At 42.6% G+C, this 20741-nt stretch carries 22 protein-coding genes and 1 pseudogene; 13 read left to right on the forward strand and 10 right to left on the reverse strand.

Translation table 11 applies throughout. From position 1 onward, the window contains the following. The first annotated feature begins 941 nt into the window (after positions 1-941). On the forward strand, positions 942-1310 hold the full coding sequence (locus tag NSQ91_RS03740; protein WP_340916470.1) for a hypothetical protein: 369 nt from the start codon (positions 942-944) through the stop codon (positions 1308-1310). A 163-nt stretch (positions 1311-1473) separates the two neighbouring features. On the opposite strand, the gene NSQ91_RS03745 is transcribed toward NSQ91_RS03740, so the two are convergent. Together NSQ91_RS03745 and NSQ91_RS03750 are read right to left on the reverse strand one after the other, a co-directional pair. Continuing rightward, entirely contained in the window at positions 1474-1920 is a 447-nt protein-coding gene (locus tag NSQ91_RS03745) for a GNAT family N-acetyltransferase (protein WP_340916472.1), read from the reverse strand. A 21-nt stretch (positions 1921-1941) separates the two neighbouring features. Further along, a complete protein-coding gene (locus NSQ91_RS03750) occupies positions 1942-2931 on the reverse strand; it encodes a DUF4003 family protein (protein WP_340916474.1) in 990 nt (329 codons plus the stop codon). Between the two features lie 223 nt (positions 2932-3154). Between NSQ91_RS03750 and NSQ91_RS03755 the strand changes: the two genes are divergently transcribed. After that, positions 3155-3997 (forward strand): aldo/keto reductase, encoded by an 843-nt coding sequence (locus NSQ91_RS03755; protein WP_340916476.1) that lies wholly within the window; start codon positions 3155-3157, stop codon positions 3995-3997. 44 nt (positions 3998-4041) lie between these two features. On the opposite strand, the gene NSQ91_RS03760 is transcribed toward NSQ91_RS03755, so the two are convergent. Then, the gene (locus NSQ91_RS03760) at positions 4042-4608 is read right to left on the reverse strand and encodes a TetR/AcrR family transcriptional regulator (RefSeq protein ID WP_076185118.1); all 567 of its coding nucleotides are present in this window, start codon (positions 4606-4608) and stop codon (positions 4042-4044) included. A 194-nt stretch (positions 4609-4802) separates the two neighbouring features. Here NSQ91_RS03760 and lpdA point away from each other — a divergent pair, with 194 nt between their 5' ends. Genes lpdA through NSQ91_RS03775 form a run of 3 tightly spaced genes read left to right on the forward strand, consistent with a single transcriptional unit; the run spans position 4803 to position 7958 of the window. Continuing rightward, a complete protein-coding gene (gene lpdA / locus NSQ91_RS03765) occupies positions 4803-6197 on the forward strand; it encodes a dihydrolipoyl dehydrogenase (RefSeq protein WP_340916478.1) in 1395 nt (464 codons plus the stop codon). After that, positions 6194-6823, forward strand: coding sequence for an HlyD family efflux transporter periplasmic adaptor subunit (locus NSQ91_RS03770; protein WP_076308495.1), 630 nt, complete (start codon positions 6194-6196; stop codon positions 6821-6823). The genes lpdA and NSQ91_RS03770 overlap by 4 nt, the downstream gene beginning before the upstream one ends. Beyond that, on the forward strand, positions 6807-7958 hold the full coding sequence (locus NSQ91_RS03775; protein ID WP_339246432.1) for an ABC transporter permease: 1152 nt from the start codon (positions 6807-6809) through the stop codon (positions 7956-7958). Before NSQ91_RS03770 ends, NSQ91_RS03775 begins: the two co-directional genes overlap by 17 nt. Before the next feature lie 20 nt (positions 7959-7978). On the opposite strand, the gene NSQ91_RS03780 is transcribed toward NSQ91_RS03775, so the two are convergent. Next, the gene (locus NSQ91_RS03780; RefSeq protein ID WP_340916481.1) at positions 7979-8602 is read right to left on the reverse strand and encodes an NAD(P)H-dependent oxidoreductase; all 624 of its coding nucleotides are present in this window, start codon (positions 8600-8602) and stop codon (positions 7979-7981) included. Positions 8603-8770: 168 nt separating this feature from the next. Between NSQ91_RS03780 and NSQ91_RS03785 the strand changes: the two genes are divergently transcribed. After that, positions 8771-9445, forward strand: a complete 675-nt coding sequence (locus tag NSQ91_RS03785; protein WP_248549437.1) for a winged helix DNA-binding protein — start codon at positions 8771-8773, stop codon at positions 9443-9445. Between the two features lie 2 nt (positions 9446-9447). Here NSQ91_RS03785 and NSQ91_RS03790 read toward each other — a convergent pair whose 3' ends face one another. The 3 genes from NSQ91_RS03790 to NSQ91_RS03800 all read right to left on the reverse strand — a co-directional run bounded on the left by NSQ91_RS03790 (position 9448) and on the right by NSQ91_RS03800 (position 11929). Further along, positions 9448-10761 (reverse strand): purine/pyrimidine permease, encoded by a 1314-nt coding sequence (locus NSQ91_RS03790; protein WP_340916485.1) that lies wholly within the window; start codon positions 10759-10761, stop codon positions 9448-9450. Positions 10762-10861: 100 nt separating this feature from the next. Further along, entirely contained in the window at positions 10862-11305 is a 444-nt protein-coding gene (gene cynS, locus NSQ91_RS03795; protein WP_076302909.1) for a cyanase, read from the reverse strand. A 39-nt stretch (positions 11306-11344) separates the two neighbouring features. After that, positions 11345-11929: a beta-class carbonic anhydrase gene (locus NSQ91_RS03800; protein WP_076185111.1), complete on the reverse strand. Its 585-nt coding sequence runs from the start codon at positions 11927-11929 to the stop codon at positions 11345-11347. A gap of 138 nt (positions 11930-12067) precedes the next feature. On the opposite strand from NSQ91_RS03800, the gene NSQ91_RS03805 reads away from it, so the two are divergent. Further along, a complete protein-coding gene (locus NSQ91_RS03805) occupies positions 12068-12505 on the forward strand; it encodes an Lrp/AsnC family transcriptional regulator (protein ID WP_076185110.1) in 438 nt (145 codons plus the stop codon). A 44-nt stretch (positions 12506-12549) separates the two neighbouring features. On the opposite strand, the gene NSQ91_RS03810 is transcribed toward NSQ91_RS03805, so the two are convergent. Further along, positions 12550-13488, reverse strand: a complete 939-nt coding sequence (locus NSQ91_RS03810) for a helix-turn-helix transcriptional regulator (RefSeq protein WP_248549439.1) — start codon at positions 13486-13488, stop codon at positions 12550-12552. A 99-nt stretch (positions 13489-13587) separates the two neighbouring features. Here NSQ91_RS03810 and NSQ91_RS03815 point away from each other — a divergent pair, with 99 nt between their 5' ends. Beyond that, complete coding sequence (locus NSQ91_RS03815) at positions 13588-14037, forward strand: VOC family protein (RefSeq protein ID WP_076128596.1); 450 nt, start codon at positions 13588-13590, stop codon at positions 14035-14037. A 114-nt stretch (positions 14038-14151) separates the two neighbouring features. Here NSQ91_RS03815 and NSQ91_RS03820 read toward each other — a convergent pair whose 3' ends face one another. After that, positions 14152-14757 (reverse strand): hypothetical protein, encoded by a 606-nt coding sequence (locus NSQ91_RS03820; protein ID WP_139329906.1) that lies wholly within the window; start codon positions 14755-14757, stop codon positions 14152-14154. Positions 14758-14852: 95 nt separating this feature from the next. Then, positions 14853-15563, reverse strand: coding sequence for a hypothetical protein (locus NSQ91_RS03825; RefSeq protein WP_340916491.1), 711 nt, complete (start codon positions 15561-15563; stop codon positions 14853-14855). A gap of 152 nt (positions 15564-15715) precedes the next feature. Here NSQ91_RS03825 and NSQ91_RS03830 point away from each other — a divergent pair, with 152 nt between their 5' ends. The 5 genes and pseudogenes from NSQ91_RS03830 to bshB2 all read left to right on the forward strand — a co-directional run bounded on the left by NSQ91_RS03830 (position 15716) and on the right by bshB2 (position 20661). Beyond that, positions 15716-17413, forward strand: a complete 1698-nt coding sequence (locus NSQ91_RS03830) for a hypothetical protein (RefSeq protein WP_340395029.1) — start codon at positions 15716-15718, stop codon at positions 17411-17413. 113 nt (positions 17414-17526) lie between these two features. Further along, positions 17527-17733: pseudogene (locus NSQ91_RS03835) on the forward strand (PAS domain S-box protein); the annotation flags it as partial. A gap of 71 nt (positions 17734-17804) precedes the next feature. After that, a complete protein-coding gene (locus NSQ91_RS03840) occupies positions 17805-19406 on the forward strand; it encodes an ATP-binding protein (protein WP_340921398.1) in 1602 nt (533 codons plus the stop codon). Between the two features lie 233 nt (positions 19407-19639). After that, complete coding sequence (locus tag NSQ91_RS03845; RefSeq protein WP_076128602.1) at positions 19640-19984, forward strand: YojF family protein; 345 nt, start codon at positions 19640-19642, stop codon at positions 19982-19984. A 23-nt stretch (positions 19985-20007) separates the two neighbouring features. Further along, positions 20008-20661, forward strand: coding sequence for a bacillithiol biosynthesis deacetylase BshB2 (gene bshB2, locus NSQ91_RS03850; RefSeq protein WP_038574105.1), 654 nt, complete (start codon positions 20008-20010; stop codon positions 20659-20661). Positions 20662-20741: the final 80 nt, after the last annotated feature.

Here is a 20741-nt window from a genome sequence, read left to right on the forward strand (position 1 = left end):
TGCGGCTCTTTCTATGGAATAGCTTCACTGGAGTCCGAAACTATGCCTCAAAGGCGATAAATGAGCAAATAGTGTCATCTGGGTCCGTAAGCAACAGGGGATGGTTAGGAACCGACGCTATCGGACGCTATCGTTCGCAATCGATGCCATTCGATGATTTCTGACGATATTGTTTGCTATCTGAATCTATGCCTGACGCTATCGGACCCAGATGACCTTAAACGCCGGATTATCCGCCATTTGGGATGTTATCGGACTCCACAGCAGCTATTGGCATAAAAAATGCCAGATGTGAGGCTCTTTCTATGGAATAGCGCCACTGGAGTCCGAAACTATGCCTCAAAGGGGGTAAATGAGCAAATAGCGTCATCTGGGTCCGGAAGCAACAGGGGATGGTTAAGACCCGAAGCTATCAGATGCCATCCGACGGTTTCTGACGATATTGTACCCTATCGGAACCAGATGACCTTAAACGCCGGATTATCCGCCATTTGAGATGTTATCGGACTCCATAGCAGCTATTGGCATAAAAAACGCCAGAACTGAGGCTCTTTCTATGGAATAGCGCCACTGGAGTCCGAAACTATGCTTCTAAGGCGATAAACGTGCAAATAGCGCCCCCTGGGTCCGTAAGGAACTGGAGATGGTTAGGAACCGACGCTATCGTTCGCTATCGATGCCATCCGATGATTTCTGACGATATTGTTTGCTATCTGAATCTATGCCTGACGCTATCGGACCCAGATGACCTTAAACGCCGGATTATCCGCCATTTGAGATGTTATCGGACTCCATAGCAGCTATTGGCATAAAAAACGCCAGAAATGAGGCTCTTTCTATAGAATAGCGACACTGGAGTCCGAAACTATGCCTCAAAGGCGATAAATGAGCAAATAGCGTCATCTGAGTCCGTAAGCAATAGGGAGCTATGATTCGGCGATGTGCATGAGGGTTTATGCGTAGATTTAGAAGTAGTTGCAGAAGCAGAAGTAGAAGTAGAAGTAGAAGTAGAAGTAGAAGTAGAAGTAGAAGTAGAAGTAGAAGTAGAAGTAGAAGTAGAAGTAGAAGTAGAAGTAGAAGTAGAAGTAGAAGTAGAAGCAGAAGCAGAAGCAGCAGTAGCAGTAGCAGCAGTAGCAGTAGCAGTAGCAGCAGCAGTAGCAGCAGCAGAAGCAGTAGAAGTAGAAGTAGCTGTAGCAGTAGAAGTAAATGCAGAAGTAGAAGTAGAAGCAGAAGCAGAAGCAGAAGTAGAAGTAGGGGTAGAATTAGATGAAGATACAGCTGAACCGAATACTCGGAGCCGTTTCGCCTAGCTCCTCCTATCTACGCCTAGCTTCTCCTATCCGCTCCTAGCTTCGCCAACCTAAACTGCAGACAACTAAACAACAGAGCAGCGTTCTCAAACGAGAGAATCGCTGCTCTGTTGTCTTTTTACAATATTAAAATGCATTGAACTGTCTCCTGCATAGGAAAAAGCTACTTAAGCGACATGTGCAGGATAGGAAAAGGATTACCTTGTTCGTCGAGTGCTGAACGCTCAAAAACCTGAAATCCCATATGCTCATAGAAACCTAAAGCTTGGGGATTTTGCTCATTTACATCCACGAGGTGTACGGCGAGTTTCTGCATGACATAAGCTACTAGCGCTTTTCCAACCCCTTTTCCCATTGCAGCAGGTTCTACGAACAGCATTTCAATCTTATTATTCTGAACCCCTATGAAGCCAAGCAACTGTTCCTCATCATCTGTAAAAGCAAACAAATCGCTTATGCCCTCAAGCGCCTGCGTGACCAGCGGCCGCAAAGCATTGATCTCCTGCTCGGATAGAAAAAGATGAGTATGCCGCACGGATGATTCCCAAATGTTCAGTAGACGGTTTAACAATTCTTCATTTCTTGTTGTGAAGATTTTTATTGAGTCCATATCTTTCCCTCACGATTCAATCTAATTCGAAGAAGAAGCTGCAGCCGCAGCTGATGCAGCCGCTGCCCCGGCAAGAGCAGCCTGTTGCGCAATTACAATATTGGTAATATTGGTAGAAAGCATCGTAGTTAATACGCCGTTTTGCACATCCTCCACAGATCTGAAGGCTACCAGTGCAGAAGACAAGAGCAGTAATTCCTGCTTGCCAATAGACCAGTTCCCGAAGCCCTTTTTTGTACGCAAAAATTCGTAAGTCTCCGAGACATCAGTAACGATGTCCTCCTTGTTGCAAGGGAGCAGGGATAACACGCCCAGTGAGGAGAGGGTATATTCCTTGTCTAGCCGGATACCCTGTGCACGAAATGCATCTCTTAATGCCAATACACGGTCCGCTGCTTGAAGGGCTTCTTCCCCAAGAACCAATACCTGGGTCAGGGCTTGCACACTGTTGCCTGACATAAACTCGGGCTTAAGCGTTACATAGAGCTGCTCCATGCGGTCCACGCCACTCTCAACATCGATATCGGAAAGACCAAGCATCGCGGAGAAGATATAATCGTCCTGTCCGGTAAGGAAACGATGTTTTGCCTTCATACTATCGTAAAATAGCTTTGCCCGTTCTACCGTACGCTGATATTGATCCGATGTTTCATTAGCAGCGATTTGATAGGCAGCAACGACGAGATAATCAGAGGCTCTGAATTTGGCTTCCTTCATTAAATCATACACGGCAAGTGTGTTTGCAAGCAGAGTTTCCTTCTCGTCAGAAAGAGAGAGCAGGGCAGCAATGCTGATCACCGAAGTCCCTCTAAATTGAGAGAAAATCCCGGTACTCTCCTTAATTAGCTCATAGCTGGCACGGATGGCTTCGTCATCTGCAACTTTGTCTTCTACAGCATACAATAGTGCCGCTAACCGATTAACCATTGCATTTTGCCATGGGAAAGCTTTTTTGATCCTCTGAGCGTTGTCTGCGAACAATTCAAGCCTAGCAGGATATTGCTCCTTCATTGGATACACCTCTTATCTCTACTTTTAATTCATAACATTACGAAAATCCTGTGTTGTAGATTCATTTTACTATAAAAAATAAATCGGATGCCCACGAAAGCGGCTTACTAATAGGCTAGAGGTTGTTCAGGTGACCCAATGATTGAGTTTACTATGAGGATGTTATAATAATTATAAGATGGATCGACAGGGGTTTAAATGACAACAAAGGAGAAGAGCGACGATGACTGAGAGAATACCTGAAATCGTATTGAACGATGGAGTGAAGGTGCCTGCGATTGGTTTTGGTACCTACGCGTTAAACGGAACTGAGGGAGCACAAAACATCACTAAGGCGATTGATGTTGGCTATCGTCTGATCGACACTGCGTTTAATTATGAGAACGAAGGTGCTGTAGGCCAGGCTGTTCGGCAAAGTTCTGTGCCTAGGGAAGAGCTACTCATTACTTCCAAACTGCCAGGACGCCATCACTCTTATAAAGAAGCGTTGTCTACTATACAGGAGTCTTTATTCAGAGCCGGATTGGATTATTATGATTTCTATCTCATCCACTGGCCTAACCCTAGAGTGAATTTATATGTTGAGGCCTGGCAGGCGATGATCGAGGCACGTAAGCAAGGTTTGATTCGCTCCATCGGTGTATGTAACTTTTTGCCGGAGCATATTGAACGTTTGATACAAGAAACTGGTATAGCGCCGAGTATGAATCAGATTGAGCTGCATCCTCATTTTAATCAGGAAGAGCAACGTGCATGGAACAAAGAGCATGGGATAGTGATTGAATCGTGGAGTCCATTGGGACGGGCTAGCAGTGTACTGGAAAATGAGGAAATAGCGGAAATAGGCAAGGTTCATAATAAATCGATATCGCAGGTTATCTTACGTTGGCATATACAGCTTGGGGCTATTCCCATTCCAAAGGCTTCTTCTCTAGAGCATCAGCGTGATAATCTGAATATTTTTGATTTTGAATTATCGGAAGCTGAGATGACCGTTATTTCCGCATTAACCTCGCCAACAGGTCGCATAGCTGATCAAGATCCCGCATCGTATGAAGAATTTTAATAAATTTAACTACGACACGCCATTTATTGGCGTGTTTTTTTATATTAGACTCTTACTAGCGCTTTGGCATACTGTTTGCCAGACGAGAGTAGGTTGTCGCTCAGTTCAGGATCTTTAACCGTCCGTGCAAGAACAAGGGAGCCAACCATAGTACTGAACAGTGCACTACCTTTGGACGCGTCAATTCCCGCCAGATTAGAGATAAAAGCAATCATCCGTTCCAGTTCCTGCGTGAATACCTGCCGAACTTCTTCTGAGGAACGGGATATTTCGCTAGAAAGGGCAGGGATAATGCAGCCCATCTCCATTTTGTCGCGGTGATACGGACTTAAATAATAATCAATGACAGCATTGATTTTGGGGTTCTGCTCTTCCTGGTCAGCGACCTTCTGCAGAAGTGCGATGGTATCGCTGATGGCATACCGGCAGGCTTCCGCGACAAGCTGTTCTTTGTTGTCAAAATGGGAATAAAACCCGCCATGAGTTAATCCGGCCCCCTTCATAATGAACGGAACGCTTACATCGTGAATACCGTTGGTGCGAAAAGCCTGAGCAGCACTTTCAACGATTTTATTTCGAACTTTTATTTTATGACCTTTGGGATACGGCATTGTAATCACTCCACAGCTTCATAGTTCTACTTTTAAAATATTATAGGCGTCATAATAAAGCCTGTCAATTTAGCGATTCTGAGAAAGTTAGCTTGTGAAAGGCGAGGCAAGGTTATTGACTGTTTTAAAATATGATGGTAATAATATATTACGATCATCATATTTTAAAAAAGTTCAACAGGAGGTATCAGGAGATGAGTAAGCTTGAAGCCGTAGAAACATTGGTCATTGGATCAGGTCCGGGAGGTTATGTGGCGGCGCTGCGATCTGCACAGCTTGGGATGAAAACGGCGATTGTTGAACGCAACCAGCTTGGCGGAGTCTGCACGCATGTTGGATGTATCCCATCCAAAGCATTAATTGCTGAATCACATCGCTATGATTTGCTCAGTCCTTTCAATTTTGCAGATGCGTCAGCATCTTTTAAAAATGCTCAGGATTTTAAACAAGGAGTTGTGAATAAGCAGGCAGGTGGAGTCAGTTATTTATTAAAGACTGCTGGGGTGAGCATTTTCGAAGGAGAGGCTAGTTTGGTTGATGAACATACAGCTATCATCAGTCAGTCTGGACAGGAGCAAACCTTATCCTTTAAAAACGCTATCCTGGCTACAGGATCTCGTCCGATTGAGCTGCCAGCCTTTCCTGTTGGCGGACGTATTTTGTCTTCCACAGAAGCACTGTCGCTCCCTGAGATTCCAACTAGCCTAGTAGTTATAGGTGGGGGCTATATTGGTGTCGAGCTGGGGCAGATGTATGCCAAATTCGGAACAAAGGTAACGATTCTGGAAGGGGGAGAACAAGTGCTGCCTGGATTTGAGGCGGAGCTTGTGAGCCCTGTTGGAACGCAGCTGAAAGCCGATGGCATGAAAATTATTACCGGAGCGACAGCTGTGGACGTAGTGGAGAGTGCAGATACCATTACACTGCATTATTTAAAAAATCAGGAACAGCAGCATGTTACAGCGGAATATGTGTTAGTTACTGTGGGCAGAAAACCAAATACAGACGGCAATTTAGGACTAGATCGCATAGGCTTGCCAGTGACGAGTAGGGGATTGATTGCGACGGACGAACAGTGCAGAACAGCTATCCCGCATATTTTTGCAATTGGAGATATTACGGCAGGCCCGACTCTCGCTCATAAGGCATCGTACGAAGCAAAGATTGCGGCAGAGGCCATTGCAGGTCTCTCCTCCGAAGTTGATTATCGAGCCATCCCGCTCGTTGTTTTTTCGCACCCAGAGCTGGCCAGTGTCGGCTTAAGTGAAACAGAAGCAAAGGCAAGAGGCATTTCGCTGGTTATTGGCAAATCCTCCTTTGGGATTAACGGAAGAGCCTTGGCCTTGAGGGAGACGGAAGGTTTCGTCAAGCTTGTAGCGGACCTAAATTCAGGAGTCGTAGTGGGTGCGCAAATCGTTGGAGTAGAGGCATCCACACTCGTGTCGGAGCTTGCTCTTGCTATTGAGATGGGAGCCACTGTGGAGGACTTGGGGATGACCATTCACCCTCATCCCACATTGGGAGAAGTAATTATGGAGGCTGCTGAAAATGCAGTTAAAAAAATGGTGATGAAAGAGAGTGGAAAATGAAGATAAAAGCAGGGCTATATATAGGAATTGCGATTGTGCTGATTGTTGGAGGGGCGCTTCTTGCTGTAAAAGGAAAGGATGCAGTCAGTCAGGCTGAGAGCAGGAAACAAGGGATTCTGGATGCGGAGCAGAAGACAATATTTTATCAGAATAGTCCAGGGTCAATTGTCGAGGTCGGTGTGGCTGCAGGTGATTCTATAAAACAGGGAGAGGTGCTGTTTAAGGTTAAATCTGCTGAAGGAGAAACGGATGTAGTTGCGCCGGAGGACGGATCAGTCAACAAGATTATTGTAAAGCCGGGAGATCTAGTCCAGCTAGGAATGCCAATGGCGGTTTTGCAAAAAAACAACTTTTATACAGATCTCTACATACAAGAAAGTGAAATCCAAAAGCTAGAGGTGAATCAAAGTATTGGCGTTCATTTTCCATATTTGGAGCACCCAACGGAGGTGACAGGTGTAATTACATCTATCGCAGCCGCGCCTCAATTTGCGAGCTTACGTATGTCACGTGAAAAAGGGCAAGCCGATTTAAGCATGTTTCTTGTCCGTGTAACTATGGATGGGAATGCTGATTTGCTTCCGGGGATGACAGCGGAGGTGAAGCTCGATGAAGTCACTGATTGACGAATGGAAGTACGTGGCGGGCAGTAAGTATTTACGCCTGATTTTTATAGGTCCGCTTATTGCGGCCCTATTTTTTGGCTTAATGTTCTCGAAGAACCAAATCAGCGAATCGCATGTTGTTGTCATTGATGAGGATCACAGTTCGTATTCACGACAGCTGATCTCAAAGATAAATGCCTCTCCATATATGAACGTAACAAATGTGTACTCCAGCCGCCTGAACCCAGAGACGTTACTAGCAAATGAGCAGGCTGTAGCGGTCATCATGCTTCCCAAAGAGTTGGGGCAACATCAGCAGCAGGGGATATCAACGAATATTGGCATCTTAATGGATAATACAATGCCATCAGGGTTAACCGGCATCCGGACTGCGATTCAGGAAGTCATCCAGACGGAAAATGTGACTCTTTCTATGACCCGGCTCCTCCAAAAGGGGGTGGATGCCGAAACCTCTAAAGGGCTTGCTTCTCCGTTATCTCTCCAGCAGCGGATGTTGTTTAACCCGACCACAAGTTATGTGGGTTTTATGGTCATTGGATTTGTGAATATTGTGGTGCTGATGATTACAACAAGCGCAGCGGGTTCAATTGTCCCTCGGTTGCGGCAGGAGGGGAAACTCTTTGCAAACGGGAAGTCTCCTTGGCAGATTTGGGTTCGCAGTGTACCTTACGCTGTTTTGACCACTATTTCGCTGCTCCTATGTTATGGCTTATTAAAGCAGGTGGGGGGAATGCGCTTTGAAGCAGCGCCTTATCTGTTTATTATTCCACTGTTTGTATATGCCTTTGCCTTGTCGCTTATGGGTCTGTTGATTGGTTATACTGCCAAAGACGTGTCCAAAGTTAATTTACGAACCAATTTCGTGTTGTATCCGTCGTTTCTTGCTACTGGAATCCAGCTGAGTCCACTTGCCTTTCCAGAGTTCTTTCAAATTTCCGCATGGGTATTACCTATGAACTGGCTTAATCGCCTCATACGTGGAATGGCTTTTCGGGATGGGGCGCTAACAGCCTACAGTCAGGAGCTGGGGGCGCTGCTGATGATTATCGGCGTTGTATCCTTATTCATTGGATTGCTGGTGCTTAGGGAGATGAAGAAACCAGAGATTCAGTTCTCAGAATCAGTCAGCGCTTGAGTAATTTGATCTAGTCTAGTTTAGTCCAGTCGTGCAAACCGTTGTTCTGTTTTATCAAGATGCTTCACCCGCTCTTCTAAGCTGCGATCTGACATCCCGGCATAATTATACCAACGGAGGTTCTTCCGTATTCCCATTTTGCGGAAGGTGCCTCTGAATAGAATTTTGGTGATGGGGTTGCCAAAAATCCAGCGATAAAAGAAGTCGGGCGTGTTCATTACGGTCAGCAGGGACACTCCTTTAATATTCGGGAGCAAGCATTTGAAGGGCCGCCCAGGTTTAGTTTCTTTGTAGACAATGCCTTTTGCGAATACCTTATCAAGAAAACCTTTGGTAAGAGCGGGCATGGCTTCCCACCATATAGGGAAAATGAAGACAATATGATCCGCTGCTATAAGACGCTGCTGATAATTGGCGACTAGCGGGTCGGTGGTTCTCTTTTGCCGCCAAGCAGTGAGTTCTTCGTGCGACATGACGGGATCAAATCCATTGGCATGCAGATCGATAAGATCAATCGTATGGCCTTTGATGGTGAGACCTCGCATTACGGAGGCTAATAAGGCTGCGGAATAGCTTCGCTGATGGGGGACATTCTCGGACGCTGTTGCTCCGTATGGATGATCAAAAATAATTAAGACATTCATATAAATACCTTCTTTTCGTATTATTGTTTCCTTGAAATAAAATATTAACCATGGAAACAATAATACGTTTTAAGTTTCCTTGTTGTCAATATTATTTCTAGGAAACTTTATTTATGATCTGTGTCTTGTTAAAATGAGCATAAGATGAATTTACGAGGAGACTTAACAGTGACGCATTCTTTCGAGAACTTACCTAATAAGGATATTCTGATAAAAAAACTGATAGAGATGATTCCCCAACTACAAAAGCGATTTCAATCGGAGGATGATGAAGAGAAGGAATGGTTGATTCAGAACTGCAGTAACCCCCTTATCATTGATTTCCTCCAAGACTCCACAGTCATGATGCTGCATGTAATAGATGCGATTGGACAGCTTGAGCCGGTGAATGGCACTACCATTTCGAAGCAATTCGGAATTCCGAAAGGCAGCGTGTCCAAAATCACTAGAAAATTAGTGCAGCAGCAAATTATTCGCACGGAGTATCTTCCCGATAATAAAAAAGAAGTGCTGTTTCTTACAACACCTCTGGGTAAAGAAATATTCGTTTTGCACCAAGCTCTACATCATCAGATGAATAAAGGGATAAACCGGTTTCTACAGAGATATAACACAGATGAATTGTTATTTCTGATCCAAGCGTTCAGGGATACTTTAGAAGCATCATGGGTTCATTCGGAATCGGTTGCTGAAGAAGAACTATTAAACACTGGAGAATCTCTTGAGGCAATGAAAAACGATGAAATGAGTCAAATCGTAGACATGCTTAACCAACTGGATACGCGTAACCTCAAAAAGGCTAAGGCAGTTCTCCAAGCTATGTTTTTCACCCCTTTTGATTAGCTTTATATTTTTTGATAATGGCTTATTTTCTTTTCACCCTTCCACAATTGCTCTAAAAGCATGGCCAGTATAGTGCCGACAAGCAGACCATTACTGCAAATATATCGAAGTGTGGAAGGAAGACTCTGAAATACCGCTGGAGGCAAAAACATAAGTCCGATGCTCACCAACAACGTTATTCCTAGTATCGTTAATCGGCGATGATCAAGCTGTTCCCGCAACAAGGATTGGAATGCAATCCCTACGATTTGTACAAAAGTAGCTAGAAGTGCTGCACTGGCTACTGGCGCTGGAAGTAACGCTAGCACATTGACAACGGACGGCATAAGCGCGATAACGGTTAGTAACAGACAGGCCATAAGAAATGGCCGAATTCGCTTTTGCCCCGTTAATTTCATAAAGCCCGCCGAGGCTGGCAATGGAACAACGCCTATCGTTGAGAATAGGGCGGCTAGTATATGAGAGATCCCTCCCGTCCAAATCCCTCGACTTAATGCTGTTTTTTCATCTTTCGGTACAACCAGAACTACTTGTTTTACAGCGGAAATAGAAGAAATTGTATTGGATACTAACAAAAACGTAAACAACAGTGAGGTAATCACGATCCCTAGATCGAATTGAGGTACTCCCCAAGCAAAAATTTGAGGGAACTTCAAGACGGGAGTTGAAGCTGTAAATGTTAGCCTCACTTTCCCCAATGCTGCAAATAGTCCCGAACCCAAGCCGATTCCAATCAGTACGGCGTAACTACTAATCCATCCGCTTCCTTTAATAGAGAGAAAAATAACAAGTCCAAAAATAAAAAAGGATATGAGTGCTGCCATAACATCTGGTTCGGCGCTTGTTCCCTGTAATCCAAGCATGCCCTTGACTAATACACCGCTTAATTGCAAGGAGAGAATGAACAAAAATGAACCTGAAACTAAGGGTGTAAATAAAAATTTAAGCCTATAAACTAGCCCTGTAGTTCCTAATACGAAGAGAAGAAGACCGGCTACGATTAATCCTCCTTCTAGAATTTGTAATGTATGCATCTGATCTTGCCCTTGAATGAAGGCTAAGTTGCCTAATATGACAAAGATACTTACCCATGATCCCGCAGGTCCATCTGCAATAGGGTATTTATGTCCGAAGCACCCCTGAATAAACGAACTGATTCCTACAACGAAAAACGTCCGCTGCATTAAGGTTGAAATTTGTTCAAACGACAATTGAAAAATACCTCCAATGACAATGGGCAGAGCCACTGCATTGGCTAGCAAAAAAATAAACCATTGTACAGTACTGAGACTATTAGTAACGCGTTTATTCTCCATATCAACTCACCTTTACTATTGTTAACTTTACAATCTATACGGAAAATGAAAGCCACCTTTCGATTTGAAATCGTTAAAAGGTGGCTTGCTTATTAATCTATTACCATTTGCGGTATGGCAAAAACTTTCCGTTCATCGTCAGAATGATGCGGTCACCGTTCGGATCTTCTTGCTTTTGTACGTCGAATTGGAAATCGATTGCGCTCATGATACCTTCGCCAAGCTTCTCTAAAACAAGTTCTCTAATCGTTGGACCGTATACAAGCAGCATTTCGTATAGGCGATACAATCCTGGATCTGTAGGCGGCATATCGATGACATCACCACGGTGTGGGATTTGTGCGAGCGCTTGAACCACTTGTTCGTCGAGTTCAAGCAATTCCCCCATTTTATCTGCTTCATTACGTGTCATTGTTGCTTGACCCAACAGTGCAGTTACAACCCAGCTCTCTGAATGCTCGCTTACCTTTGCGATTTCGCCCCAAGTTAATCCTTTTGCAAATTTAGCGTCCAATATCTGTTGTGTCGCTTCTTTTCTATTCATATTTCATTGCTCCCTTTAGTTTAGTATAATGAGTATCGCTTAGTGCTTGTCGTGGCCTGTTACTTGTTCATATCCATTTACAATCAGATCGAGTTTACCAGTGTCTGGTGCAATCACCAGACCATGAACAGCTACCTCTTTCGGAATGAGCGGATGATTACGCACCAGATCTATGTTTCCTCTAATCGAATCTACGACATTCGTAAAGCCGAACAACCATTTATGAAGATCGATACCTGCATATTCAAGTGAAGAAAGAATTTCTGGTGTCGCGACTCCGCGATCCATTATTTTTTGAAGTGTTCCTTCAGGGTTGCTTTGACTCATGCCACAATTGTGGTGACCGATGATATAAATTTCTTCCGCATTCAGTTCGTAGACAGCCGTTACGATACTGCGCATGATGCTTCCAAATGCATGGGTAATCGTTCCACCTGCTGTTTTGATGACTTTGGCATCCCCATTGTGTATGTTTAGGGCTTTAGGCAGCAGCTCAATCAGTCGAGCATCCATGCATGTTACGACAATCATGCGTTTTTTAGGGAATTTCGTTCCCTCATAAGGTAGATACTCCTTGTCTTCTACGAACTGATCGTTATACTCCAAAATTTCTTGTAATAGCATTCTTGGGCCTCCTTTGAAGTGTTTTAGTTATCACTGTTTCAATGGCTACTAACTAGTGAATCAGGATATAACTAAGTATAGATATTCATGCTTAAATGCTGAATAAGTTGGCGAAACGCTATATGTCCATTTGCTTTCATGACGAAAGGATTGATTTTTATTTTTGATCATATCGATTTTGCGATACTAGCATTACTAAGAGAAAACTCCAGAATTCAGTGGAAGGACATTGGCCAAAAGATACATATGACCGGCCAAGCGGTCGGAAATCGCATTAGGCGTTTAGAAGATTTGGGGGTTATCGAGCAATATACGATCGTTACTAATAAAGCAAAGCTAGGTCTGTCTATCACAGCCTTTATTACATTTTTTGTGGAATCAGCCAATCATCCTTTATTTCAGAAGTTCGTGATGGCAGAGGATGCTATTACCGAAGTGCATCGAATTAGCGGAGAAGGATGTTATGTATTAACCGGACATTTTGCTTCTAATGAGGAGCTTGAGGCATTTCTGGCTCAACTTTTGAATCATGGGAATTATCGAGTGAGTCTATCCATCGGAAAAATAAAATCTTAATCCATACAAAAAAGAGGGGCGTAGACCCCTCTTTTTTTTCCAATTTATAATTTTTGATAATGATGTAAGAGATTCTCTATTCTATTCTGAATCATTTGTTTTAAGGCTTCAGGTTTCACGGATGTAACAGCATGACCATATCGCATAAAATAATTAGCCAAGAAATCCTCTTCACCTGGATTATAGAATCCCTTAATGACTGTTTTCGGACCCACCTCTATTTTCATAGAAGGATAATGTTCTTTATAAAAAATATCCTTTGCTTGTTCCGCAATCTCAACTTCAAAGTCAATACTCTTCGCAGACTGATAGATTTCTAATGAACGACTAAGAAGTTCTTCTATAGAATAACGAGCTTTGCTTTCCTCTTCTTCAATGAAGGTTATTCGATCACATCTAAAAACTCTATATGTATTCGTCGTAAGCTCTATTCCAGTGGCATACCATTGACCAAACTTAGCGGAAATCCTAAAGAATTGAACAGGGTAGCTTTTTGTTTGGTTTTCTTTTGTATATGCAATGTTACAGGCACTCTCATTTAGAATACTTGCTAGGATTTTATCTAAAAAACGGCTGACATGCTTATGCTGATACATTTCGAATTGCAGGACCTTTTTCATTTTGTGAATTTGGTTGATTTGTGTACTCGAAAGACAGTGCTCGAACTTTTCGTTTAGCTTGTTAACACTCAGATGAAAGGGTGTAGATTGATAAGATTCTAACGTCAGCATGGCAAAATACAGCGCATAGACTTCATCTATCGTGAAAATAATAGGGGATAACAATCTGTTTTTTAAAAGTCCATAACGTCCGTGTCTTCCATGTTCCGCGAAAATAGGCATACCTAATTGTTCTAATGAACTAATATCGCGTAGAGCTGTACTTTTTGAAATAGCGTATTTATCCATGAGATCACTTAAATTAAAGAATTCTCGATTGTTTAAGTACCTCATCATGTCATTTAACCGTTCTGATTTTTTCATATATAAAACTCCTTATAAGGGTGTCATGTTTTGATACCTTTATATAGGATAATAAGTTTAAGGCCAGATATCAAATATATAAAAGGAGAGATTTATACTATGAGTACAACCCTAGAAGTAGCTATTTTTTTATCGATGAATGGAAGAGCTAAGGAAGCTATAGAATTTTACAAAGAACATTTTAACGCAGAGGAATTGCTACGTGTCACCTATCAACAACTAGCAGAGCGTGACAGCTCCATACAGCTTACGGATGAAAATAAGGATTATATTACTCACTCTGTCTTGTTAATCGGAAAAACAAAAATAATGATAGCAGAAGATACAATGAATACGAATGAGAAATATACAGTGGGCAATAACACTTCATTATGTATTCAAAGTGCTGACTTAGAGGGGATTGAAGGTTTTTATAAAAGCTTAATCACAGACGAGCGCGTGAAAATTATTGCTCCTTTATCTAGCAATGTGTTTAGCAAAGCCTACGGTATCATTGAAGATCCCTTTGGTATTCAAATCCAACTCATGTTTGATGAAAGATTACATTAAAAAAGCTTCCTGCTTCTAAAACAAACTAAGTTTAATATTCAGCCGACTTAATTTCAGGTGTATTGTCCTGAGTTTGGCCGGCTTTTTTTGAGAGTGCTATCTGAGGAATATAAATTATTTCAATTCCCCGGTGTCCTTCATATATTGATAATGCTGAGTGAGCTGCTGAAGGGTCGTTTCTTCATTAAAACTGAAATCATTCGATAAAAAGTAAGCGCGTGAGAGATCCTTTTGATTTTCAAACTGGTAAGGCAGTTCATCAATGCGCCTTCCTCCCACGCGGCTGATCTCTGGGAATTCAGCAATCGCTTGAGACATTGCATAAATCTTTTGGGAGAACTCTGGGATTGAATTTGGTGGAATTGAAATCACATAATCGGTGGTTCTCAGGAACTCGAGAAAGCTAGTTTGGGTGAAATCTGTTTTCTGATAAGCTTCCCAAATAGCATCGGTATTCACGGGTTTACCCAGAATCCTTTGATAGACATCTGCATATTTTTTAATCCAGAGGACTTCCTCGTAATTCTTAGAAACGTTATATTTATCAGTTTTGTGAAGAGGATACTGGATAATGTACTGTTGGTAGTTAAATTTGATGTCTGGATTGAGCTTAGGGTAGAGCTCCAAAATGTCGGATCCATCGTCATTTTTTCCTATGACTCTTGAATATTCAAAATCAATAAAATAGTATGCCTTCATATATGCTAGAGCATTCTTCACATATTTATCTCCTGACTTGTGACTCCCCGAGAAGCACCCTGTCAACAGAATACAGCAAATGATCATCAGAATGGAGATTTTATAAGAGCCTCTCATCACTCATTCCCTTCTTTCATCTGTTCATAACTGCTAACAAATTGCCTATAGATTTCATAAGAGTCGTATGGTTCAGCAGAAGCGAAATTGTGGCGGATCAATTGCAGCTTTGTACTGCCTTCAAATCTGTATGGAAGTTCTATGGTGGAACCGAGCTGATTGACTAAATTCGGAGAAGGTGGTCTGTGCGGATAGAATTCCTTTATAATCTCATAAAAGTCCTTGGATAACGGAATGAAATCTTTTTCGGTAACTCCATCGATGATATATGGTGCGGTTCCATCCCTCTCGTATGTAGATTTGTAAATCTCCCCATACTTCAGCGTTTCACTGAAATAGTCAGAAGGGAACTTGAAATTTAAATGTCTGGCGTACAATGAAGGGGCATAAGCAAAGAAAAGACCGTCTAGATAACTTTCCTGATGTTGTTCCGAACGAAAAATTGAATAGTATGATTTCGCATAAATGGAACTGGCAAAAAATTTAATGTTCGGATCATTAATGGGAGATAAGATTAGTTTCTCATAACCGTCTTTGTTGGTTACGCCCGTCCGTTCTACTACTTTGAATTGTAGGTTGTATCTTGGGGAGAGTGTGTTCAGAATATCTTTTTCGTATCGATTGCCAGACTTTGGACCTGGTCCACAAGCTGTCAACAGTAGGATTAAGGCTAGAATGATCAGTAAGTAACCATAATTTGTTCTACTCATATACGCCTCCAGTATTTTGAATTTATGTCCATTATATACCATACCCCGTTTTCATAATTAAGTTAAACGCGATTACCGATAAGATTAATAGATGGATACTGTGATTACCAAAAGCATGCCATTGTAATTATGTTTAAATGGAGGAAAGACGGATGAAGAGGATTTTTAGTGTTTTGCTAATTGTATTACTGGTTATACCAGCGCTCGGCACTACAACCTTTGCGAGCAGTACGGTGAAGGCTAAGGTAACCGAGAGCAGTACATATTTTGATGGAGAACAGCGGAACCTGAATGGGTTCAACATATCGAATAACAATTATTTCAGACTACGCGATTTGGCAGAGTATTTCTCGGGAACGAGCAGCCAGTTTGATATCACTTGGAATAAAGCGAACAATGCGATTGAGATCATAACTGGACAAGCTTATACGCCCGAAAAGAAAACAACAAGTAACTATTATAGCCGCAATAGAAATTATGCAGCTACGCTTTCAAATTCTAAGGTGTTGGTCAATGGACAGTTGCAGTCTATTACGGCGTACAATATTGATGATAACAATTATTTTCAGTTGAGAGATTTGGCGGGTAAAATTCCGTTCGATATTGAATTTGACGTTCAGTCTGATCGCATATCGTTATTCTCCACAATCCCAGATCATGCTTACCGGGTAAAGACGGCGGCTGTAGCTGAGAGTAATGCGGAATCTTCTTATTTTCCTAGATGGAAAAGTACGGCCTCTTCTTATCTTGTGAATAATAAGGATGGGACTGTAAGTGTTATTGAGGCGAACAAAGAGTTTACGATTGAAACGTACAATGAGAAGTACGAACTAACAGGCAATAAGAGCATTCCTTTTGAGCTTCCGGTGTTTGGTGGCTTCTTTAGTGGGGAGAAGTATAACTATATTGCTTTTGGCCAAGAGAACCGCGAAGAGAATGATAGCAAGGAAGTCATTCGTATTGTCCGTTATGATAAAAGTTTCAATAGAGTAGACAGTGTCTCCATAAAGGGTGGGGAGAGCTATACCGTTAGCCCGTTTGATTCAGGCTCCGGTAGTATGGCTGAGGCTGGAGATACGCTTGTATTTCACACCTCACGTACAAGATACACGACAGAAGATAAATTAAATCATCAATCCCAGCTTACCATTATTGTAAATACTAAAACCATGACCGTGACCAATGATCTGGGAAGATTCCAGAAAAATCATGTCAGTCACTCTTTTGACCAATATGTATTGTTTGATGGTACTGCGCATGTTCTAGTCGATCATGGCGACGCTTATCCCCGTTCGATTGTTCTGAATAAAGGAGACGGAGCCAGTTATAACGAAGTGGATTTATTTAATATTCCCGGCAAAATCGGAGCGAACGCGACGGGTGTTTCTATAGGCGGATTTGAGATGTCCCCGGCGAACTATATAGTCGCTATGAATTCGGTAGATCATTCCCTAGTCAAAGAGTATACATCTTTTGAGATGGTGGGTTTAGAAACGGACCAAAGGGATGTCATGCTTAGTGTGTTGCCCAAGTCCAACCTGAGCAGTAATTCGGTGAATCACATTACCTTGGCTAAATATGTAGGCACGAACCTGATCGCGTCCATCCCTAAGCTAGTAAAAATCACAGACGACAAAATGATGGTGCTGTGGCAGGAGTTTGATAAAGAGAATCATCCGGGTGATCTGAAATATGTTCTTATAGATGGAGCGGGAAAAGCTACTAGCGACATCCAAACGATCAAGCATTTTGCCTTATCAGAGTGCAGTCCTATTATTAGTGGAGACAAAATCATTTGGTATACGAACAATAAAGGATCCAGAGTGTTCTATTCGATCCCGTTAAATTAACGGATTCAATTAACAACAAAGTGGGTAAATTAGACTATAAGCTATAAATAGGACCTTCTAAATAGAAGGTCTATTTTTTCACGCAAAAATTACATCATCCCATGGAGGTCGCTATGCATCGCGTAAATCTAAACCAGGAACAATTCAACCAACAGGTGATTAATCACGCCTCCTTTGGGATCGCCCTTTTATCGCCAAATGGTTTGATTCTGACCGTAAACCCGGCCTTTGAGCAGACTTTTGGTTATTCCACTGAAGAGTTTGAGGGTATGCGGTTAGAAGACCTTTCTCACCCCGAGGATTTCGGCAACCTTCATGATTTAAAAGCAGTTTTGGGTGAGGAAACAGAAGTGCAGATGGAAAAGCAGTTTATCACAAAAATGGAGATTATATTTGGGGACAGCTCACGCTCCACCTATTCAGCGACGAGTCGAACCAGCCAGCATACTTCATTTGCCAAATCGTTAACATTACAAAGCAAAAGGAATCCGAGCAACGCCTTCAGGAGTCTGTTGAACGGTATACGTCGCTTAAAAAATATAACCATGACGCCGTCATTTCTTTTGACCTTGATGGTCGAATCATTAATACCAATAGTATGGCGGAAAAGATAACGGGCTATGCCATCGAGTCCGAGTTGATCGGGATGAAGCTTGCGAGTCTGATTGGAGAAGAGAATGTCCAGCGCATTCTGGAAAGAGCCCTTTACGATAATACAGTTGAGCAGTATATCAATAAGCTTGTCACTAAGGACAGCGAAGTCGTTGAAGTGCTCACCAGTATTGCACCTATTTATGTGAACAATCATAATATCGGATTTTATCTTATATGCAAGGACATTTCCGAGCAAAGGCAATTGTCGCTAGCTAAGGAAGCCGCAGAGTCCACGAATAGAGCTAAAAGTGAGTTCCTGGCTATGATGAGTCATGAAATTCGCACTCCCATGAACGGGGTGATAGGCATGACTGATATTCTGCTTGAAACAGAGCTTAATGAAGAACAACGTGAATATGTAGAAATCATTCGCAAAAGCGGAGGAATCCTGCTCAATATAATCAATGATATTCTTGATCTTTCAAAAATTGAGGCAGGCCGCAGCGAGCTACAAGAGGATACATTCGATCTGCGAACTTGCCTCAAGGACAGCTTTTCTGTTATTGCAATAAAAGCTGAACAAAAACATCTGGAGCTCACCAGCATCATAAATCATGATGTTCCTGACTTTATTTACGGTGACGAGGAACGCTTGAAGCAGGTGTTCTTGAACCTGCTAGGGAATGCTGTGAAATTCACACCCGCGGGCAGCATATCGGTAAAAGTGAGGCTTGTAAAGGAAGATCCCTTCCTGCTGGCCTTTACGGTAACCGATACTGGCATTGGAATTGATCCTGATCGACTTACTGATATTTTTGAACCGTTTGAGCAGGTGGATAGCTTTATGATGCGGAGACACGAAGGCACGGGTCTTGGCCTTGCCATCAGCCGCAGAATTGTCGAAATGATGGGTGGTGAGATCTATGCGGAGAGTGACGGCAAGAGCGGTACGTCGGTTACCTTCACAATCAGGCCCAAGAAATCAGTGGTAATCCCTAGCCAAGAGGCTAACATTAACAAGCTTCATACCGCACGTGAGGCGAGAATTTTACTTGCTGAAGACAACTCTATCAATGCGCTAGTGCTGACCAAAATACTCGAAAAAATGGGTCACAGCGTTATCGCCGTAACAAATGGCATAGATGCGGTTGAAGCAGCACGGAAAGAACCCTTTGATCTTATTTTATTGGATCTTCACATGCCCATTATGAACGGTATAGAGGCTATGAAGATGTTAAGAGATGAGCATCAAGAGAAATGTCCGCCCATCATCGCGGTCACGGCTAATGCTTTGAAGGGTGACCGTGAAAATTGTCTAGCTGCCGGAATGGACGAGTATATCAGCAAGCCTGTAAAGCGTGAAGTCATCATAAAGATGTTAGATCAGTTTGTGATCTAATATAAACAGCATAACCTCTCAGTGATATTATCCCCTTCAGGTGAACAGTAAAAAGCCAGTCCATTACTGTTACACTTGGAGGGGATCGCTCTATCCATTGAATTACATAGCATTGCACGTTATACTTTGAAAAGAAATACGGACCCGCTTATCATATAACAGATCCGTCCTTCTATAAGGTATGGATCTTATTTTTTGTATGTATATATTCAGTCAGAGACGGAGGCGCAACATTGCAGCTAATCAATCAATCGGAAGTACAAGATAGGATCGACCTGCTTAAAGATCAGGATCTATATATCCATCTTGAGATGACAACGGGAGCCTACGCTGCCCATTTAGATAGTTCGAAGCATCCAGCCGCTACTTTTATTACCAATGCTGTTATTCGATATTCCCATGGTTCGATTTCCGGCAACGGTCCTTATCGGGTCGGCTTAAAAATGTCGCAGGGCTGGGTTTACTCGGAAGGGCTAACTCACTATGAAGAGAGTGAGACAGGCAGATTGATTATGGCTGGACATGATGCTCAAGGCAAACTGATCGTATCGTTACAATTAAGCCGAGAGCCGTTCTAATGGAAGAGGAGATGAAGAGTTCTGTGGAAAAACATATTCTTGTTATTTTGCCACATCCGGATGATGAGGCCTTCGGTATATCAGGTACCCTTGCCAAACATATACAAAATGGGACCCAAGTTACCTACGCATGCCTAACGCTTGGAGAAATGGGCCGCAATATGGGCATCCCGCCCTTCGCAAATCGGGTAACCCTCCCAGAAATACGTAAGAAGGAGCTGGAGGAATCCTGCGAGGCTATTGGCATACAGGATTTAAGAATGCTTGGTTTTCACGACAAGACGATAGAATTCGAAGATCAAGTCTTGCTCGATGGGCAGATTGATGCGCTCTTGAAAGAGCTTAAACCTTCGTTGATCATCACTTTCTATCCAGGGTACAGCGTACATCCTGATCACGATGCTACTGGAGCCGCAGTGATCCGAACCGTTGCAAGACTTCCAAAGGAAGAAAGACCTCCTGTTCACTGTATAGCTTTTGCTAATAATATTGTAGAGATTGGGGAGCCAAAGGTTATCAATGATGTGAGAGATTTCCTCAAGCACAAGATGGCGTCCATTCAGGCGCATCGTTCCCAATTCCAAGCTGCTGAGCTGTTGGGCAGCAAACCTTTAAATGATAAAGAGATCCAAGCTCGTTTTGGAACAGAACATTTCTGGATTTATCCGTTTGAATGATAATGATCTAGTCAGAATTTTAGCGGTGATCTGTTGTCGGTGCTTAACCGGTGATAGATCGCCGTTTTTGTATGTGAATA

The organism is Paenibacillus sp. FSL R7-0048 (assembly GCF_038004505.1).
GTDB lineage: Bacteria > Bacillota > Bacilli > Paenibacillales > Paenibacillaceae > Paenibacillus_AQ > Paenibacillus_AQ odorifer.